Origin of the sequence: Stutzerimonas azotifigens DSM 17556 (assembly GCF_000425625.1) — a bacterium.
Lineage (GTDB): Bacteria > Pseudomonadota > Gammaproteobacteria > Pseudomonadales > Pseudomonadaceae > Stutzerimonas > Stutzerimonas azotifigens.
The window spans coordinates 1-17,717 of record NZ_KE384412.1 but is presented as its reverse complement, the minus strand read 5'-3'; the positions used below and the strand labels follow the sequence as shown (position 1 = coordinate 17,717).

The window sequence follows — 17,717 nt, the reverse complement described above, 5'->3', positions numbered from 1 at the left end:
GGGCAGGCGGGCGGCCCTGTCGCTTAGGGCTTCGGCGCGCGCTCGGTGAACCAGATGGCGACTACCATGATCGCGACGCCGATCAGTTGCAGCGTCCCCAGGCGCTGCCCGTAGGCCAGCCAGTCGATGAGGATGGCGACCGCCGGGTAGAGAAACTGGTAGACCGCGATACGGTCGCTGCTCAGGCGCGCCATGCCGGCATACAGCAGCGCATAGGCCAGCCCCGTGTGGATCAGCCCGAGGCTCGAGAGCCAGACCCAGGACGCGCCCCATTCGGGCCAGCCATTGAGCGTCGGCCAGGCCAGCAGGGCCAACGTGCCGATCGCGCATTGCCACCATGCCAGAATGCCGGTCGGCATGTCCCGCAGTTGGCGGGCGATGATGGTGACCCAGGCCGTGCAGAGGGCGCCGAACAGGCAGAAGCCCACGCCCAGCCAGTAGCCCGCCTGCGATGGCTGGCCGGCACCGAACGGCGAAAGGCGTTCGAGCACCCCGGTGGCCAGCACCAGTCCCAGCATGGCGATCCCCACCGAGGCGATGCGTTGCGGGGCGACGGATTCCTTCAGGTACCAGGCCCCCAGGAGCAGCACCCACAGCGGCTGCATGTGGAACAGCACGGTGGCCACCCCGGCGGATGTGCGTTCGATGGCGGCGAAGAACAACCCCCAGCCCAGCACCATCAGCCCCCCGGCGGCGAGCACCCCGCGCCAGCTCGCCCGGCTCGGACGCAGGCGGCCGAGCTGCCGGCGCCAGCCTATCCAGAGCGTCAGGCCGAGCAGGCCGAAGGCGCAGCGGAACCAGGTCGCCGTCAGCGGATCGGTGCCGGCCTCGTGCACGAAGATGCCGATGGTGCCCAGGATGACGCTGCCCAGGATGAAGGGCAGGGCGCCGCCTGCGTGCCGCCTGTCGTGCCTGCCGAGTGCCCCGGGGTTCTGTTGGTCGGTGTTCATGCGCTCATCATCGGGCTGGCTCGCCGAGGCGAGAAGCGCATAATCTTTCAGGCAGGTATTCGAATATCGAATGGAAGGACGGCGCCGATGATGCCCCGCGATTTGCAGATGGACTGGCTCAAGTGCTTCGTCGCGGTGGTCGACGCCGGCTCGCTGTCGAGCGCGGCCGGCGAGGTGCATCGCTCGCAGTCCGCGGTGAGCATGCAACTGAAGAAGCTGGAAACGGCCCTCGGGCGCCAACTGCTGGTGCGCGGCCCACGGCATCTACAACTGACGGCCGACGGGCAGACGCTCCTGGGTTACGCCCGGCGCATGCTCGACCTGCACGCCGAGACCCAGGCCGCCTTCGGTGGCGAGACGCTCACCGGTCGGGTCCGGCTCGGCGTGCCCGACGACTACGCCACCCGCTACATCACCCCGGTGCTCAAGCGCTTCGCCCCGCGGCACGGCGGGGTCGAGATCGAGCTGAACTGCGAACAGTCGACGGCGCTCATCCCGCGGGTGGCCAGCGGCGACCTGGACCTGGCGCTGGTCTCCCGCGATCACGCCCGTCGCGGCACGCTGCTGTTCCACGAGCCGATGGTGTGGGTGGGCTCGGCGCACTTCGAGCTGTGGCGCCGCGACCCGCTGCCGATCGCCGTCTACGAGGCCGCCAGCCTCGCGCGCCGCAGCGCGATCAACGCACTCGCATTGCAGGGGCGCCGCTACAAGGTGGTCTACAACAGCTCCAGCCTGGCCGGCCAGATCGCCGCGGTCGAGAGCGGCCTGGCGGTGGCGGTGCTGACCCAGTGCAGCGCACCCGAGCACCTGCAGATCCTCGGCAGCGAGCACGGCCTGGGCCCGCTGGAACCGATGCAGGTCGCGGTCTACCGAAGCCGCGCCTCGCAAGGCTCCAAGGCCGTGGACAGCCTCAGGGACCTGATCATCAGGACGCTCAGGTCGTCCGGTTCGGATTGAGCGGGAAGGCGAACGTCCGTTCGCAGAGCCACCCCGGGACCTTGCCGGTCAGGAATCGTGATCGCCCAGTCCTTGGCCGCAAAGCCGTTTAGCCTCTGGTGAGCTTGAGCAGACCAACCGCCAGGAACAGCCAGGCCATGCCGACAGCACAAAGCCACCAGGCAACAACCATTCGGCGCCTAATCGAGTGAGGCAGGTTTCGGACTTCATCCTCATCGAGCTCTCCGCGCTTGATATGCCCGTTTGGCCACAAGGCTACGGCCGCCAAGCTGCTGGTCAGCATGAAGCGCGAGCGCAAGCCATTGCCACCCCACAGCAATTTTTGCCTTTTGACATACGTACTGTTAGGGAACAGCCAGAGGAGCGTTTCGAGATTTCGGTAGGCCATGAAAAGAAACATGAACACGCCAGAGAGCGCGATCACGAAGGGGGCCAACATAAAGGCAAATGCCCACCAAGAGTTCCAGAACGTACTCATTGCTTGGTCTGCTCGTATAAGAACTCGCCCATCCATTCCCCAGCTGCCGCTCCACCAGCTCCGCCAGCCATCGAAGCTCCACCGACTACGATCAAGCCGCAAACGACTCCGCCTATACCTCCCGAACCGATTCCAATGGCTGCGCAAATCGAGCCAGCTACGGATCCGGTCAACGCCGCGGCAGCCGATCCACCACCCACCCCCCCGCCAAAGCTGCCCGCCTCGGTGAAGCGGATCTTCTGGCAGGCCTCGGCCTCCCCGGCGCGGCAGACGTCCTGAACCGTCATGGCGGAGGCGGTTCCGGACAGGGCGATGCCGATGTGGCCGCCGTATTTGAGGTACTTGGCCGCTTTGGCGACCTCATCCATGTGGGTGGCGTAGCCGGGTATCTGGCCGGGAGCGCCGCCTTTGCTCCAGTGGTGTACCAGGCTGCGGGTGGAGATGCCGAGGTCGCGGCGCAGCGTCGGGTAGCTGCCCAGGCCCAGTTGCTTGCCGAGCAAGGTCGCCTTCAGCTGGTTGTCGAGCTGGCGGTATAGCTGTTGGCGTGTGGCGAAAAACTGCGGGCTTTTCAGGTGGCCGTGGGTGGTGAATTCACGTTGATGCAGGTATTCGACGTCACGCAGGGTGCCTGCGATCTGTTTCAGCCCGTTCTCCAGCACGTCCTTGCCGACCCCGAGCGCTCCACCGGCACCGCCGAGCATCAGCGCGATTTCGGCCTGATGCTCAGTCATGAAGTCGGCCTCGTCTTCGCTCAGCGGTTCCAGGGCGTCACGCACCTTGGTGGCCGCGGCCATCAGGTCGGCTTCTTCGCGCAAGCAGGCGGTCGGGTTGAGCAGGTTGCCGATGATGAACATTTCGCCCGCCTTGAAGCCTTGGGCGAAGGTGGGATTGAGCGACTTGATGCGGTTGACCAGATGAGTGTGAGGCCTGTCGGTGAACAGCCTGGCGAGCACCTGCTCGCCGGACATGCTGCGCGGTACGACGTAGAAGCCAGGAGGCAGGGGCTCGGGGAGCTTGAGCATGTCGGGCGGCGGCCAGTCCGAAAGCTCGGGCGTGGCTTCGGCTTTCTGTTCCCAGGCGGCAAACGAGGCACCACCGTTTCCAGGCTTGGTCTGCGGTAATTCGGCCTGACGGCTCCACCCACGATCAGGCCCCCAGCTGGCGTCGCGGTTTCGGTGCTACCGGTCTTCCAGCCAGTGTCCAAATCCCAGTCCCGATCGAACGGGTAGGCCAGGGCCTTGAGGTCGTCCTTTTCCATGAAACTTCTTATAAATCAGTCCGGCAGGCCGACTCTCGGTTGGTTCAGCGGGCCAACGTCATCAGCGCCTACGTGCTTTGCTTCGATCTGTCCGATAGTGACCTGTGAACCGAGCGAGCGAAACCGCTTGGTTCACATTCAGCCGGAACCGGGGCTGGCCCTCTACTACTCGGGCCACAGGCAGGTGCCGGCCCCGCTACGCGCGTTCATCGACATGCTGAAGGCTGTGTGAGCGAGGCCGGGTTTTACTCATTACTGGCCCGGCACTTGCCGGCCTCGCTATCCGTCAGACACTCCGCCAGCCTCCGCGCCGCCGGCGACAATCGCGAAAAATCCCGTGCGCAGAGCCGTAGGGCGCGGGTGGCCCAGCCGTCGGCGAGTGGGGTGCAGCTCAATCGGTATGTGGAGGCGTGGCGTCCGGCGGCGCTTTCCGGCATCACTGCGATGCCTACCAGGCGGCTTGCCAGCAGGCACTGTGCGGCGAAGTCGCCGACAGTGGCGCGCAGCCGCAGCGGGGCGCCGGCGTCCAGTGCGCGGGCGAGGAGTTCACGTTGCAGCGCCGAGCCGCGGCCGAGGGCGATGAAGGGCTGTTTCAGCAACGCTTCGAAGGGCAGGGCGGATTGCCCGGCCAGGGGATGGCCGGGCGGCAGCACCGCCACCAGCCGGTCGGTACGGAAGGGGCGGGTCTGCAGGCCCTGGGTATCCACGTGGGCAGCGAGCACGCCCAGTTCCGCCTGGCCGCGGCGCAGCGCCTGGGCGATCAGCGCGCTGGGCTGCTCTTCCAGCTCGACGTCGGTCGTGGGCTCGGCGGCGAGGAAGTCGGCCAGGGGCGCCGGCAGGTGCTCGACCAGCGCGGCGCTGTTGGCCAGCAGGCGCACCTGGGCGCGCAGCGCCGAGGCCTGTCCGGCCAGCTCGTCGGCCATCAGCTGCAATTGATGCAGCACCGCCCGGGCATGGCTGGACAGGGTCTGCCCGGCGACCGTCGGACGGACGCCCCGGGCGTTGCGCACCAGCAGGGGCGCACCGACGGCATCCTCCAGGCCCTTGATGCGCACGCTGGCCGAGGCCGTCGACAGATGGCTGCGCGCGGCGCCGTGGGTGATGCTGCCGGCTTCGATCACGTGGATGAAGAGGCGCAGGTCCGTGAGGTCGTAGGTCATGGTGTAAGCCTTTGGATTTGCCTAAGGCTCGCTTCGCCGCATACCGCTGGTCAAGCCTGCGGGGCGGCCCGACACTGGCGCGGTTTCCGATCTGGGAGTGGTCATGTTCGTCGCACTGTGCGGGTTGATCTTCGTGATGGCGGGCCTGGTCAAGGGGCTGCTCGGCATGGGCCTGCCGACCCTGGCCATGGCGCTTCTGGTGATCCTCATGCCGTCGCCCGAGGCGGCGGCGCTGTTGCTGCTGCCTTCGGTGCTGACGAACCTCTGGCAGATGGGCGCGCCGGCGTCGGCGCTGCGGATGTGCCGGCGGCTGTTGCCGCTACTGGCGGGCATCACCCTGGCGACCCTGGTCGCCACGCGCTGGCTGACGCAGGGCAACAGCGAGGTGATCCATCCCGTGCTGGGCACTGTCCTGATGGCCTACGCCCTGGCGGGGCTCTTTCGCCTCCGCCTGCCGCAGCCCGGGCGGCTGGAAGGCTGGCTGTCGTTCCCGGTGGGGCTGGCGACCGGTGCGCTGAGCGGCGTCACCGGGGTATTCGTCATCCCCGCGGTGCCCTGGCTGCAGGCACTGCGCCTGGGCAAGGACGACCTCGTCCAGGCCCTGGCGATCTGCTTCCTGGTCGCCACCCTGGCGCTGGGCGCGGGCCTGTGGCTGCACGGGGAGGGCCGCCGCCTGGATCTCTGGGGCTCGGCGGCGATGGTTCCGCCCACGCTGCTGGGCATGTACCTCGGCCAGCGGCTGCGCCGGCACATTACCGAGGCGCTCTTTCAACGGCTGTTCTACCTTGGGCTGCTGGGCCTGGGGCTAGCCGCCTGGTGGTGAGGAACCCAGGGTCGCCGGTGCCATGACCGCGGGGAAAGCAGGACGCTTGGCCGTAGGGTGGGCCGGGCGGCGTTCCGCTTCAGCCCACCAGCCATCGCCTTCACTATGGCGTCCGTTCGGCGGTCAATCCAACGGATCGGCCCCGAGCGGCAGCAGCCGCTGCTGCATCGCCCGGTCGGGCGCTTCGAAGGGCAGGGCGCGGCCGGGAAGTTCGATGAGGGCGGGGCTTTCGGTCTGCTCGAGCTTGCGCTGCAGGTGCGCGACGGTGCGTCTCAGGCGAGTCACCTTGTCTTCCAGCCTGAACACCCGGCGGTGGTTGTAGAACAGGCCGAGCACGAACCCGGCGGAGGCGAAGATCAGGCTGTAGAGCAGCAGCAGGTCGTGAATGTCGGTCAGCATCGTTGTTGTCCCTTATCGGTTGCGCGTTCCCTTGTGCGATGCGTGGCGCGCGGCCAGGGCCGCGGTGCAACGCCCGATACGTGTACTGCCAGAGGTGAGACAGGCGTCACGGCGGGACGTTCCCTGGCCGGCACGCAGGGCAGGGCGGGCCGTCTGGGACGCCGAACTCCTACGGACGGCCATCGTCGGAAAAGGACAGAGTCGGCTAACGAGAGGCTGCAGACGATGGCTTTTCTGAACATGCGGGGCGTGGGTCCTTTCGAGATTCTCAAGCGCACCCTCCGGGAATTCAACAACGACGACATGTCCACCTATGCGTCGGCGCTGGCCTACCGGGCGCTGTTCTCGCTGTTTCCCTTCGTGCTGTTCCTGATGTCCATGCTGGGCTTCCTGCATCTGCCGAACTTCTTCGACTGGCTGCGCGAGCAGGCGGCGCTGGCCCTGCCGCCGATGGCGGTGGACCAGGTCAACGGGGTCATCGACCAGCTGCAGCAGCAGGAGCGCGGTTTCCTCTCGCTGGGGATCCTGGTGGCCCTGTGGACCGCCTCGACCGGCGTGCGCTCGCTGATGAACGCGATGAACGCGGCCTACGACGTGAAGGAGGAGCGGCCGTCGTGGAAGCTTTTCATTCTCTCGTTCGTCTACACCATCGGCATCGCGATCATGCTGCTGCTGGCGGCAGGCCTGATGATCGTCGGCCCGCAGGTCATGCAGTGGCTCGCCGGGCAGGTCGGGCTCGAACAGGTGGTAGTGGTGCTCTGGACCTGGCTGCGCTGGCCGGTGGTGGTGCTGCTGATGATGCTGGCGGTAGCGCTGCTGTACTACTTCGCGCCGAACGTCGAGCAGCAGTTCCGCTTCCTCACGCCCGGCTCGGTGCTGGCGGTGCTGGTGTGGATCATCGCCTCGCTGGGCTTCGGCATCTACGTGCAGAACTTCTCCAACTACGGCGCCACCTACGGAAGCATCGGCGCGATCATCGTGCTGCTGCTGTATTTCTACATCTCCGCCGCGGTGCTGCTGTTCGGCGCGGAGCTCAACGCGGTGATCGAGCATGCCTCGGCCGAGGGCAAGGACCCGGGCGACAAGCGCCTGGAATCCTGACCAGCCCAGCGTCGGCGCTCGAACGTCTGTCGTTCCGAACGGTCCATTGATTCCATCACAGGGCCCTTCACGGCGAGCGAGCCGATCGATGTCTTCTCGCGCCGTGCGCGGCTCTGCGCTATGGCCAAACGGAGACGCTTCACCTTGCATATCGCCGATATGACCATGTTCTACGCCCCGGCAAGCGGTGGCGTGCGTACTTATCTGGAAGCAAAGCATCGCCGGCTCCGACTCTATCCGGGCGTTCGACACAGCGTGCTGGTGCCCGGCAGCGACTATCGCCAGCACGATGGCGTCTACGAGATCCCGGCGCCGATGCTGCCGTTCGGGCGCGGTCACCGCTTCCCGGTGCGCCGCGGCCCCTGGCGCGAGCAGCTGCGGGCGCTGCGCCCCGACCTGATCGAGGTCGGCGATCCCTACATGACGGCCTGGGCCGCACTCGACGCCGGCCGGCGCCTGGACATTCCGGTGATCGGCTTCTACCACTCGGACCTGCCGCTGCTGGCGTCCAAGCGCATGGGCGCCTGGTTCGGCGCGAACATGGCGCAGTACGTCTCGCGCCTGTACCGCAGCTTCGACCGCGTGCTGGCGCCGAGCCAGGTGATGGCCGACAAGCTCGACAGCCTGGGCGTGCACAACGTGCACGTGCAGCCGCTGGGCGTCGACCTGCAGACGTTCCGTCCGCAGCGCCGCGATCCGCAGCTGCGCGCCAGGCTCGGGCTCGCCGATGACGCCCGCCTGCTGATCTTCGCCGGCCGCGGCTCGAGGGAGAAGAACCTGCCGGTGCTGCTGGAGGCCGCGCGCCTGCTGGGCAGGCCGTATCACCTGCTGCTGGTCGGTTCGACCATGCCGCGAAAGGTGCCGGACAACGTCACGGTGATCGACCGCTTCTGTGGCCGCGAGGAAGTGGCGACCTACATGGCCAGCAGCGACCTGCTGCTGCACGCCGGCGATCAGGAGACCTTTGGCCTGGTCGCGCTCGAGGCCATGGCCAGCGGCATCCCCGTGGTCGCCGCGCGGGCCGGCGCCCTGCCGGAGATCGTACCCTTCCACTGCGGGCGGCTGTGCCGGCCGCTGGATGCGCGCAGCATGGCGCAGACGGTGCGCGAGCTGTTCACCGGCAACGTGCGGCTGCTCGGCCAGCAGGCGCGCCAGCACGTCGAGGCGCACCACGCCTGGGACGCGGTGGTGGCCGGGCTGCTCGCCCACTACCAGGCGGTCCGCGGGACGCTCGACCTGCCGGTCGCCGTGCATGGCTGAGCGGGAGCTGGTGCTGGTGCTGCACGACGTGGCGCCGGAGACCTGGCCCGACTACCAGCCTTTCGTCGAAGCGGTCGATGCCCTGGGCGAGGTGCCGATCAACTGGCTGGTGGTGCCCGATTTCCACCGGCGCAACCCGCTGGAGCGGCACCCGGGCTTCTGCCGGATGCTCGATGCGCGGCTGGCGCGCGGCGACGAGCTGATCCTGCACGGCTGCTTCCATGCCGACAACGGGCCGTCGCCACGCACCCCGCGGGAATGGTTCATGCGCCGGGTGTTCACCCACGAGGGCGAGTTCTACGTCCTCGACCGGGACGAGGCGGCGCGTCGCCTGGCGCTTGGCATGGCGCTGTTCGGCCGGCTGGGCTGGCCGCTGCAGGGCTTCGTCGCACCGGCCTGGCTGATGAGCGCCGGAACCCGCCAGGCGCTGGCCCGGACGGGACTGGCCTACACCAGCGACACGCGCCGGCTCTATCAGCTGCCGGACTTCGAGGCGGTGCCCGCGCCGGGGCTGGTATGGAGCGCCGGCTCGGCCTGGCGCCGCGGGCTGTCGCGGCTGTATTGCGAATCCCTGCGGCTGCGTTACCAGCAGGTTCCCCTGCTGCGGCTCGGGCTGCACCCGGTGGACATGCGCCACGAGTTCTCCCGCCGCTACTGGTTCGAACTGCTGGTGCGCCTGCTGCGCGAGGGCCGCACGGCGACCACCAAGCACCAGTGGATGAAGCGCCAGGTCGCCTTGGCAGGCGCGGTGGCATGAGTCGTGGCTTCTGGCTTTTGCTCTGCGGACTGACGGCTGCGACGCTGGTTCCCCTGCTGCTCGGCGGCACCGGCCTGTTCGAGAGGCTGCTCAGCTTTCCGCCGGAGCTGCTGCTGACGATGCTCGGCATGATCGCGCTCGGCTGGTACCTCAACGCCTGGCGCCTGCGCCTGCTGCTCGGCCGCCGGCACATCGCCGCCGGGCGCTCGGTCGGCATCGTCATGGCCACCGAATTCGCCATCTGCGCGACGCCGGGCGGCGCCGGCGGGCCGCTGACGATGATGGCGCTGCTGATGCGCGACGGCGTGCCGCCGGCGCGCGGCACGGCGATCTTCGCGGTGGAGCACCTGTGCGACCTGCTGTTCTTCCTCTGCGCGCTGATCGGCGTGCTGATCTACGCACTGACCCACGCGCTCAATCCCTACATCGGCAGCCTGCTGGGGCTCGCCGCGGCGCTGCTGGTCGGCGGCCTGGCGCTGCTGGGGCTGCTCGGGCGCTTCCACCGGCAGGTGTTCCGGCTCAACGGCCGGCTGGCCAGTCGCCTGGGTGTGAGCCGGCGCCGCAAGCACCGCTGGGCGCGCAAGGTACTGGGCTTCCGCAACGCGCTGCGCGCCTCGCTGCGCCTGCCGTACCCCATCCTGCTCGCGGTGTTCGCGGTGACCGTGCTGCATTGGCTGCTGCGCTACAGCGTGCTCTACCTGACCCTGCGCGGCCTCGGCAGCGAACTCGCCTGGGCCTGGACCTTCCTGGTGCAGATGCTGGCGCTCACCGCCGGCCAACTGAGCCTGCTGCCCGGCGGGGCGGGCAGCGCCGAGCTCGCCTCGGCGGCGCTGTTGACGCCGCTGGTCGGCGCTTCCACTTCGGCTGCGGCGATCCTCATCTGGCGCTTCGTGACCTACTACTTCTACCTCATCGCCGGGGCTCCGGTATTCCTGCATCTGGCCGGGCGGCCGCTGCTGGCGCGGCTGGTTCGTGCCCGTCAGTCGTAAAAACGCAACCGATGGCGCTTCGGCGGGTCAATCGAATACCTGACAACGAGAGAGGAGACCCGATATGAGCAGCTCCGAAGACAAGCTCAAGGGCAACACCAACGAAGCCGTCGGCAAGATCAAGCAGGGTGTCGGCGAAGCCACTGACAATCCGCGCCTGAAGGGCGAAGGCCAGCGTCAGGAAACCAAGGGCGAGGCCCAGCAGCTCAAGGGCGAGGTGAAGGACACCATCAAGCGCGGCATCGATCGCGCCTGACAGCACGCCCGCCCAGAAAGACGAATGCCCGCGTGAGCGGGCATTCGCGCGTCGGGGGGAAGGACTCAGCGTTCCAGGTACTGCCGCTTGCCCTTCTTGCCGTCCCACTCCTCGGCGTCCGGCAGCGGGTCCTTCTTCTCGGTGATGTTCGGCCAGACTTCGGCCAGCTCGGCGTTGAGCTCGAGGAATTCCTGCATGTCGTCCGGCACCTCGTCCTCGGAGAAGATCGCCTGCGCCGGGCACTCGGGCTCGCAGAGGGCGCAGTCGATGCACTCGTCCGGGTGGATCACGAGGAAATTGGGGCCCTCGTAGAAGCAGTCCACCGGACAGACTTCCACGCAGTCCGTGTATTTGCACTTGATGCAGTTGTCGGTGACGACGAAGGTCATTCCAGCTATCTCCTCATGCGTGTCGGTGGCAATGGCAGTCGCCCCCGGAGGCGCGGCCCAGGCAGCCGCGCCATCGAAAAAATGCGCGCGATTCTAGCAGCTTTATCAGGCCCCGATACGCGATTTGAGGCCGTATATCAGCTCCAGTGCCGCGCGCGGCGTCAGTTCGTCGGGGTTCAGCCGCGACAGCTCCTCGATCACCGGATGCGGCAGCGCGGCGAACAGGTCGCTCTGCATCGGCGGCGCCGGCTGGCCGGGTTCGGCGCGCGGCGCCTCGTGCGGCAGGCTGGTGGTCTCCAGCCGCGACAGGTGGTCGCGGGCACGCTGGATCACCGGGGCCGGCACGCCGGCGAGCTGCGCCACCGCCAGGCCGTAGCTCTGGCTGGCCGGGCCGGGCAGGACCTGGTGTAGGAACACGATGCGCTCGTTGTGCTCGGTCGCGGTCAGGTGCACGTTGGCCACCACCGGCTGGCTCTCCGGCAGCACGGTCAGCTCGAAGTAGTGGGTGGCGAACAGGGTGAAGGCACGCAGCCCGGCCAGGTGCTCGGCCGCCGCCCAGGCCAGCGACAGGCCGTCGAAGGTGCTGGTGCCGCGGCCGACCTCGTCCATCAGCACCAGGCTCCTGTCGGTCGCGTTGTGCAGGATGTTGGCGGTCTCGCTCATTTCCACCATGAAGGTCGAGCGCCCGCCGGCCAGGTCGTCGGAGGAGCCGATGCGGGTGAAGATGCGGTCCACCAGCGACAGTTCGCAGGCCCTGGCCGGGACGAAGCTGCCGATCTGCGCCAGCAGCACGATCAGCGCGGTCTGGCGCATGTAGGTGGACTTGCCGCCCATGTTCGGCCCGGTGATCACCAGCATGCGGGTGCTGTCGTCGAGCGAGAGGTCGTTGGCCACGAAGGGCGTGTCCAGCACCTGCTCGACCACCGGATGACGGCCCTGGTCGATCTTCAGGCAGGGCTCGTCGACGAAGCGCGGGCGGTTCAGGTCGAGGTTCAGCGCGCGCTCGGCGAGGTTGCTTAGCACGTCCAGCTCGGCCAGCGCCGCGGCGCTTTCCTGCAGCGGCGCCAGGTGCTCGATGAGGGTTTCCAGCAGCGCGTCGTACAGCGCCTTTTCGCGCGCCAGCGCGCGGCTCTTGGCCGACAGCGCCTTGTCCTCGAAGGCCTTGAGTTCGGGGGTGATGAAGCGTTCGGCGCCCTTGAGCGTCTGCCGGCGGATGTAGTCGGCCGGCGCCGATTCGGCCTGCCGGGTGGGCAGCTCGATGAAGTAGCCGTGCACGCGGTTGTAGCCGACCTTGAGGTTCGCCAGCCCGGTGCGCTCGCGCTCGCGCGTCTCCAGGTCCATCAGGTACTGGCCGGCGTTCTCGCTGATCGACAGCAGTTCGTCGAGCTCCGCGTCGTAGCCGCTCTTCAGCACGCCGCCGTCGCGGATCACCGCCGGTGGGTTGTCGATGATCGCCCGCGCCAGCAGGTCGGCCAGCTCCGGATAGGTGCGGATGCTGGCGGCCAGCGCGCTCAGGTGTGGGGCGACCAGCGCCTGCATCGCCTCCTGCAGGGCCGGCAGCGCCGCCAGCGCGTCGCGCAGCCGGGCCAGGTCGCGCGGGCGGGCGTTGCGCAGGCCGATGCGCGCGAGGATGCGCTCGAGGTCGCCGATGTCCTTGAGCTGCGGCTGGATGAGTTCGAAGCGATAGTGCTCGAGCAGGCAGATGATCGAATCCTGGCGGGCCTCCAGCGCCGCGCGGTCGCGCAGCGGGCGGTTCAGCCAGCGGGTCAGCAGGCGCGAGCCCATGGCGGTCTGGCAGCGGTCCATGACCGACTGCAGGGTGTTGTCGCGGCCGCCGGAGAGGTTGACGTCCAGTTCCAGGTTGCGGCGGGTGGCGCCGTCGAGGACCACGGTGTCGTCGAGCCGCTCGTGGCGCAGGCTGCGCAGGTGGGGCAGGGCGGTGCGCTGGGTTTCCTTGGCGTAGGCGAGCAGGCAGCCGGCGGCGCCGATGGCCAGGGTCAGCTTCTCGCAGCCGAAGCCCTTGAGGTCCTGGGTGGCGAACTGCTGGCAGAGGCTCTTGAAGGCGCTGTCACGGTCGAAGTCCCAGGGCGCGCGGCGGCGCACGCCGCGGCGCTTGTCCAGCGGCAGGCCCTGCGGCCAGTCGTCAGGCACCAGCAGTTCGGCCGGGTTGAGGCGCTCGACCTCGGCCAGCAGGGTTTCCCAGCCCTTGAGTTCCTGCACGCTGAAGCGCCCGCTGGTGATGTCCAGCACCGACAGGCCGAACAGCTTCTCGTCGCCCAGCACGGCGGCCAGCAGGTTGTCGCGGCGTTCGTCGAGCAACGCCTCGTCGCTGACCGTGCCCGGCGTGATGATGCGCACCACCTGGCGCTCGACCGGCCCCTTGCTGGTGGCCGGGTCGCCGATCTGTTCGCAGATCACCACCGACTCGCCGAGCTTCACCAGCCGCGCCAGGTAGCCCTCCGCCGAGTGGAAGGGAATGCCTGCCATCGGGATCGCCTTGCCGGCCGACTGGCCGCGGGCGGTGAGGGTGATGTCCAGCAGCGCGGCGGCGCGCTTGGCGTCTTCGTAGAAGAGTTCGTAGAAGTCGCCCATGCGGTAGAACATCAGCTGGTCCGGATGCTCGCGCTTGAGCTTCCAGTACTGCTGCATCATCGGGGTGTGCTGGGAAAGGTCGTCCATTGGCTGCGCAGGTCGATCGGGAAAAGTCGCCAATACTACCTGCCCGGGCCGGTCATTTCCTTACCCGGTGAACAACTCGCGGCGTTGCGTCGCAAGCGCGGCAGCGGGCCGGCGCTCGCGTGGCCGCCTCGGCGGGCGCTGCGCGGCGGATGCCCGTTGGGCGGGGCTCACTCCTGGAGGATGTACGCCCTCGACAGCTCGTCGGCGATCGAACGGTAGATCGCCTTGGCGCGGGCCCAGGTCTCTTCGGCGCCGTCGCCGACGTCCCATTCGCCCAGCAGTTCGAAGCGGTCGCCATAGGGCTTGAGGTCGTACACCCGCATGCCGGGAATGGCGTCGGGGTCGAGCCGCACGAGTTCGTTCGCAAGCGCCAGGAGACGCTCGCGGTCTGCACGCAACTTGTCCATAACACCTCGGCATGGCGCGCGGCAGGTTGCCGGCGCCTTTTCTTTTTCTGGACTTTTCTGGCTGTTCCAGCGCCCATGGCATGGGTGTCACTGGAAGATGACGGTTAGAGTTCGACTTTCACGGCGGTTCGCCGGCCTTCCGTCGTGCAGACGGGCGGCCGGGAGCCTTCCGTCTGCGACGGGGCCTCAGTGCGCCGAACGCATGTGCGGCAGGTTGGCCAGACGCTTGAGGCGCAGCGCCGGTTCTTCCACCAGCTTCCACGACAGCACGGCGAAGCAGAGGGTGATCGCCAGGCTCAGCAGGGCGAAGCCGGGGATGCCGATGTGCGGGCCGAACCAGTGCATGATCAGTTGCTGCACCGGAAAGCCGAAGATGTACATGCCGTAGGAGAAGTCGCCGTACCTGCCGAAGCTGGCCAGGTGGGGCACCGGCATGTAGGCGAAGTAGATCACTAGGTAGGGCAGGGTCACCACGTGCACGGCGAACCAGCCGTCATTGCCCAGGGCGAGCAGCCAGCCGGCGAGCAGGGCCACGGCGATGCGGCCGTCCCAGGGAATCGAGTTGCGGCAGATGTACAGCGCCGATCCGGCGAGGAAGAACATGCTCAGCCGGGACAGCTTGGTCAGGGTCAGGCTGTCGATTTCCAGCGCCGGCAGCAGCATGAAGTAGCCCACCACGGCGGCGGCCAGGGCGACGAACACCATGTCCCCGCGCAGCAGCCGGAACATGCCCAGGAACAGCACGCCGCAGTACATCAGGCCCTCCAGCGGCAGCGTCCAGAACGAGCCGTTGACCGCCTCGGGGAAGGGATTGCCGGCGAACACCCCGGGCAGGTTGTAGTTGGTGAGCATGAACAGGTTGGTGAGGAAGGCGGCCGTCTGCGGATGGGTGAAGTACTCGACCAGCGACAGCTGGGTGGAGAGCGGGCCGATGATCAGCAAGGCGAACATCACCGAGAAGGCCAGGCCGGGAAAGATCCGCAGCGCCCGCTTGACCACGAAGCTGACGTTGCCGCTGCCGTGCAGGTAGGAGGCGGTCACCAGGAAGCCGCTGATCACGAAGAAGACGTCCACCGCCAGGTCGGCGACGTCCGTGTTCCCGGTGAGCTGGCGCAGCGGCTCTTCGGGCAAGCGGCCGCTGAGCCAGTAGCAGTGCCCGACCAGCACCAGGCTGGCGGCGAGGAAGCGAAGAAAATCGAAATTATTCTCGCGGACACCAAAGGACATCTTCTGCATCTTGCACCTCCCTGTTGCGTTCATCGCTGACCTTATTGATCGGATGGCCAGAAAAACGGTTCCTTCCGTTCACCGGTGTTTGGCCGTTATCCCACCAGGCCTACCGGGACGAAAATACAAGTCCATGAAGAAGAAAGGGTTTTTATCCCGGCCGTTCGTCCGAAGGCCGCAGCGGCCGTTGCGCCTGGCCGTCACCGATGAACGGACGCCTGATCGTGGCCGGGAAATGCGGTAGGGTGCTCGGTCTGGCCGTCTGCACAGGAGCGACCGATGGATGAACTGACCCGCCTGGCCGAGGAGCTGGGGGCGCGGCTGCAGGCCTGCGCCGCCCAGGTGACCACGGCCGAATCATGCACCGGTGGCGGCATCGCCGAGGCGATCACCCGCGTGGCCGGCAGCTCGGCCTGGTTCGAAGCCGGCTACGTGACCTATTCCAATGTTCAGAAGACCCGCCAGTTGCAGGTGCCGGAGGTGCTGTTCGAGCAGGTCGGTGCGGTCAGTCGGGAGGTGGTCGAGGCCATGGTGGCCGGGGCCCGCCGGCACAGCGGGGCGCGCTTCGCCGTGGCGGTGAGCGGTGTCGCCGGCCCCGGCGGCGGCTCGGCCGAGAAGCCGGTGGGCACCGTGTGGCTGGCCTGGGCCGACGGCGACCGCCCGTTCGCCCAGCGCTGCCTGTTCGACGGCGATCGGCAGGCGGTCAGGAGGCAGACGGCCGAGCGCGCGCTGGCCGGGCTGATCCGATTGACGGCCGGAGAAAATCCGGTCGAGGGCTAGGCGAGTTCCCGGAGCCTGTGTTTAAATACTGGCTACTTATACAGTTGTCGTGGCCTCCGGCCCTCTTGATCAAGTGAGGATTCCAATGGACGAGAACAAGAAGCGCGCCTTGGCTGCAGCCCTGGGCCAGATCGAACGCCAGTTCGGCAAGGGCGCGGTCATGCGCATGGGCGATCACGATCGCCCCGCGATTCCCGCCATTTCCACCGGCTCCCTGGGCCTCGACATCGCGCTGGGCATCGGCGGCCTGCCGAAGGGCCGGATCGTCGAGATCTACGGTCCGGAATCCTCGGGCAAGACGACTATGACTTTGTCGGTCATCGCCGAGGCCCAGAAGCTCGGCGCCACCTGCGCCTTCGTCGACGCCGAACACGCCCTCGACCCGGACTACGCCGGCAAGCTGGGCGTCAATGTCGACGACCTGCTGGTCTCGCAGCCGGACACCGGCGAGCAGGCCCTGGAAATCACCGACATGCTGGTGCGCTCCAACGCGGTGGACGTGATCATCGTCGACTCCGTGGCGGCGCTGGTGCCCAAGGCGGAGATCGAAGGCGAGATGGGCGACGCCCACGTCGGCCTGCAGGCCCGCCTGATGTCGCAGGCGCTGCGCAAGATCACCGGCAACATCAAGAACGCCAACTGCCTGGTCATCTTCATCAACCAGATCCGCATGAAGATCGGCGTGATGTTCGGCAGCCCGGAAACGACCACCGGCGGTAACGCGCTCAAGTTCTACGCCTCGGTTCGTCTCGACATTCGCCGCACCGGCGCGGTGAAGGAAGGCGACGAGGTGGTCGGCAGCGAAACCCGCGTCAAGGTGGTGAAGAACAAGGTCGCCCCGCCGTTCCGCCAGGCCGAGTTCCAGATCCTCTACGGCAAGGGCATCTACCGCAACGGCGAGATCATCGACCTCGGCGTGCAGCAGGGGCTGGTGGAGAAGTCCGGTGCCTGGTACAGCTACCAGGGCAACAAGATCGGCCAGGGCAAGGCGAACGCTGCCAAGTACCTGGAAGACAACCCGGAAGTGGCCCGTACCATCGAGCAGCAGATCCGCGACAAGCTGCTGGTCACCGCTGGCGGCAGCAGCAAGGCGGCCGCCGCGGCGGCTTCGACCGCCGACGACCTGGTCGACGCCGACCTCTAAGTCCATGCCCGTCGTGCTCGACAGCACCGCTGCGGTACGGCGCGCGGCAATGGATCTACTGGCTCGACGCGAGCATGGCCGCGTCGAGCTTTCGCGCAAGCTGCGCCAGCGCGGCGCCCAGTCCGAGCACATCGAGGCTGCACTCGACCGGTTGGCCGAGGAAGGCCTGCTCTCCGAAGCCCGTTATCTCGAAAGCTACGTGCGCAGCCGGTGCAATGCCGGCTACGGGCCGTTGCGCATTCGCGAGGAACTGGCCCAGCGCGGCCTGCCGCGCGAAGCCATCGAAGCCGCGTTGCGGCAGAGCGGCTTCGACTGGAACGAACAGTTGCGTGAAATCTGGCAACGCAGGTTCGGCGAACTCCCGCAGGACCCCAGGGAGCGCGCAAGGCAAGGGCGCTTTCTCGCCTATCGCGGCTATTCGCCGGCGGCGATCGGCCGCTTGCTGAGCGGCCATCTCGCCGACGACTGAGGAGCGGTTTCGCGGTCGAGACCACAAAAGCATCGCCCCGAGGTCGGGCCTCCCACAAAAGCAAGCGGTGCTGCACGGACCTGCGGGAGGCGCGCCCTCGCGGCGACTGTCCACGAAAGCCGGGAGCTCTGCAGGCGCAGGTTGGCCGGAACGCGTTCCGTAGGGTGGGCCGGGCGGCGTTCCGCTTCAGCCCACCAGCTCGCGGTCGAGACCCACAAGAGCATCGCCCCGAGG

General features: G+C 67.7%; 19 protein-coding genes. 10 read left to right on the top strand and 9 right to left on the bottom strand.

The features are described from left to right. Nucleotides 1-23 precede the first annotated feature (23 nt). The gene (locus H610_RS0115695) at nt 24-950 is read right to left on the bottom strand and encodes a DMT family transporter (RefSeq protein ID WP_028240560.1); all 927 of its coding nucleotides are present in this window, start codon (nt 948-950) and stop codon (nt 24-26) included. A gap of 87 nt (nt 951-1,037) precedes the next feature. Between H610_RS0115695 and H610_RS0115690 the strand changes: the two genes are divergently transcribed. Beyond that, on the top strand, nt 1,038-1,907 hold the full coding sequence (locus H610_RS0115690) for a LysR family transcriptional regulator (RefSeq protein WP_028240559.1): 870 nt from the start codon (nt 1,038-1,040) through the stop codon (nt 1,905-1,907). A gap of 88 nt (nt 1,908-1,995) precedes the next feature. Here the strand turns inward: H610_RS0115690 and H610_RS0115685 are convergent, their stop codons facing one another. The 3 genes from H610_RS0115685 to H610_RS0115675 form a co-directional block, all read right to left on the bottom strand. After that, nucleotides 1,996-2,385 carry a hypothetical protein gene (locus tag H610_RS0115685; protein ID WP_028240558.1) on the bottom strand — a complete coding sequence of 130 codons (390 nt, stop codon included), beginning with the start codon at nt 2,383-2,385 and terminating at the stop codon, nt 1,996-1,998. Further along, nucleotides 2,382-3,407: a hypothetical protein gene (locus H610_RS24025; protein WP_236614310.1), complete on the bottom strand. Its 1,026-nt coding sequence runs from the start codon at nt 3,405-3,407 to the stop codon at nt 2,382-2,384. The genes H610_RS0115685 and H610_RS24025 overlap by 4 nt, the downstream gene beginning before the upstream one ends. Nucleotides 3,408-3,888: 481 nt before the next feature. Further along, the gene (locus H610_RS0115675; protein WP_028240557.1) at nt 3,889-4,803 is read right to left on the bottom strand and encodes a LysR family transcriptional regulator; all 915 of its coding nucleotides are present in this window, start codon (nt 4,801-4,803) and stop codon (nt 3,889-3,891) included. Between the two features lie 103 nt (nt 4,804-4,906). Here H610_RS0115675 and H610_RS0115670 point away from each other — a divergent pair, with 103 nt between their 5' ends. Beyond that, a complete protein-coding gene (locus H610_RS0115670) occupies nt 4,907-5,626 on the top strand; it encodes a sulfite exporter TauE/SafE family protein (protein WP_028240556.1) in 720 nt (239 codons plus the stop codon). Between the two features lie 123 nt (nt 5,627-5,749). Here the strand turns inward: H610_RS0115670 and H610_RS24020 are convergent, their stop codons facing one another. Beyond that, on the bottom strand, nt 5,750-6,025 hold the full coding sequence (locus tag H610_RS24020; protein WP_043238757.1) for a hypothetical protein: 276 nt from the start codon (nt 6,023-6,025) through the stop codon (nt 5,750-5,752). A 225-nt stretch (nt 6,026-6,250) separates the two neighbouring features. Here H610_RS24020 and H610_RS0115660 point away from each other — a divergent pair, with 225 nt between their 5' ends. The 5 genes from H610_RS0115660 (at nt 6,251) to H610_RS0115640 (ending at nt 10,388) form a co-directional block, all read left to right on the top strand. Beyond that, entirely contained in the window at nt 6,251-7,126 is an 876-nt protein-coding gene (locus H610_RS0115660) for a YihY/virulence factor BrkB family protein (protein WP_028240555.1), read from the top strand. Between the two features lie 144 nt (nt 7,127-7,270). Beyond that, nucleotides 7,271-8,386: a glycosyltransferase family 4 protein gene (locus H610_RS0115655; RefSeq protein WP_028240554.1), complete on the top strand. Its 1,116-nt coding sequence runs from the start codon at nt 7,271-7,273 to the stop codon at nt 8,384-8,386. Then, the gene (locus tag H610_RS0115650; RefSeq protein ID WP_028240553.1) at nt 8,379-9,143 is read left to right on the top strand and encodes a DUF2334 domain-containing protein; all 765 of its coding nucleotides are present in this window, start codon (nt 8,379-8,381) and stop codon (nt 9,141-9,143) included. Before H610_RS0115655 ends, H610_RS0115650 begins: the two co-directional genes overlap by 8 nt. Further along, nucleotides 9,140-10,132, top strand: coding sequence for a lysylphosphatidylglycerol synthase transmembrane domain-containing protein (locus H610_RS0115645; RefSeq protein ID WP_028240552.1), 993 nt, complete (start codon nt 9,140-9,142; stop codon nt 10,130-10,132). The genes H610_RS0115650 and H610_RS0115645 overlap by 4 nt, the downstream gene beginning before the upstream one ends. A gap of 64 nt (nt 10,133-10,196) precedes the next feature. Further along, on the top strand, nt 10,197-10,388 hold the full coding sequence (locus H610_RS0115640; protein ID WP_028240551.1) for a CsbD family protein: 192 nt from the start codon (nt 10,197-10,199) through the stop codon (nt 10,386-10,388). 65 nt (nt 10,389-10,453) lie between these two features. Here the strand turns inward: H610_RS0115640 and fdxA are convergent, their stop codons facing one another. The 4 genes from fdxA to H610_RS0115620 all read right to left on the bottom strand — a co-directional run bounded on the left by fdxA (nt 10,454) and on the right by H610_RS0115620 (nt 15,099). Continuing rightward, complete coding sequence (gene fdxA / locus H610_RS0115635; protein WP_028240550.1) at nt 10,454-10,777, bottom strand: ferredoxin FdxA; 324 nt, start codon at nt 10,775-10,777, stop codon at nt 10,454-10,456. 105 nt (nt 10,778-10,882) lie between these two features. Beyond that, nucleotides 10,883-13,456 (bottom strand): DNA mismatch repair protein MutS, encoded by a 2,574-nt coding sequence (gene mutS, locus H610_RS0115630; protein ID WP_028240549.1) that lies wholly within the window; start codon nt 13,454-13,456, stop codon nt 10,883-10,885. Nucleotides 13,457-13,623: 167 nt separating this feature from the next. Beyond that, the gene (locus tag H610_RS0115625; RefSeq protein WP_028240548.1) at nt 13,624-13,863 is read right to left on the bottom strand and encodes a hypothetical protein; all 240 of its coding nucleotides are present in this window, start codon (nt 13,861-13,863) and stop codon (nt 13,624-13,626) included. 186 nt (nt 13,864-14,049) lie between these two features. Next, nucleotides 14,050-15,099: an acyltransferase family protein gene (locus H610_RS0115620; protein ID WP_028240547.1), complete on the bottom strand. Its 1,050-nt coding sequence runs from the start codon at nt 15,097-15,099 to the stop codon at nt 14,050-14,052. Between the two features lie 270 nt (nt 15,100-15,369). On the opposite strand from H610_RS0115620, the gene H610_RS0115615 reads away from it, so the two are divergent. The 3 genes from H610_RS0115615 (at nt 15,370) to recX (ending at nt 17,483) form a co-directional block, all read left to right on the top strand. Continuing rightward, nucleotides 15,370-15,870 (top strand): CinA family protein, encoded by a 501-nt coding sequence (locus H610_RS0115615; protein WP_028240546.1) that lies wholly within the window; start codon nt 15,370-15,372, stop codon nt 15,868-15,870. Between the two features lie 85 nt (nt 15,871-15,955). After that, a complete protein-coding gene (gene recA / locus H610_RS0115610; protein ID WP_028240545.1) occupies nt 15,956-17,014 on the top strand; it encodes a recombinase RecA in 1,059 nt (352 codons plus the stop codon). 4 nt (nt 17,015-17,018) lie between these two features. Next, on the top strand, nt 17,019-17,483 hold the full coding sequence (gene recX / locus H610_RS0115605) for a recombination regulator RecX (RefSeq protein WP_028240544.1): 465 nt from the start codon (nt 17,019-17,021) through the stop codon (nt 17,481-17,483). The last annotated feature ends 234 nt before the right edge of the window (nt 17,484-17,717 follow it).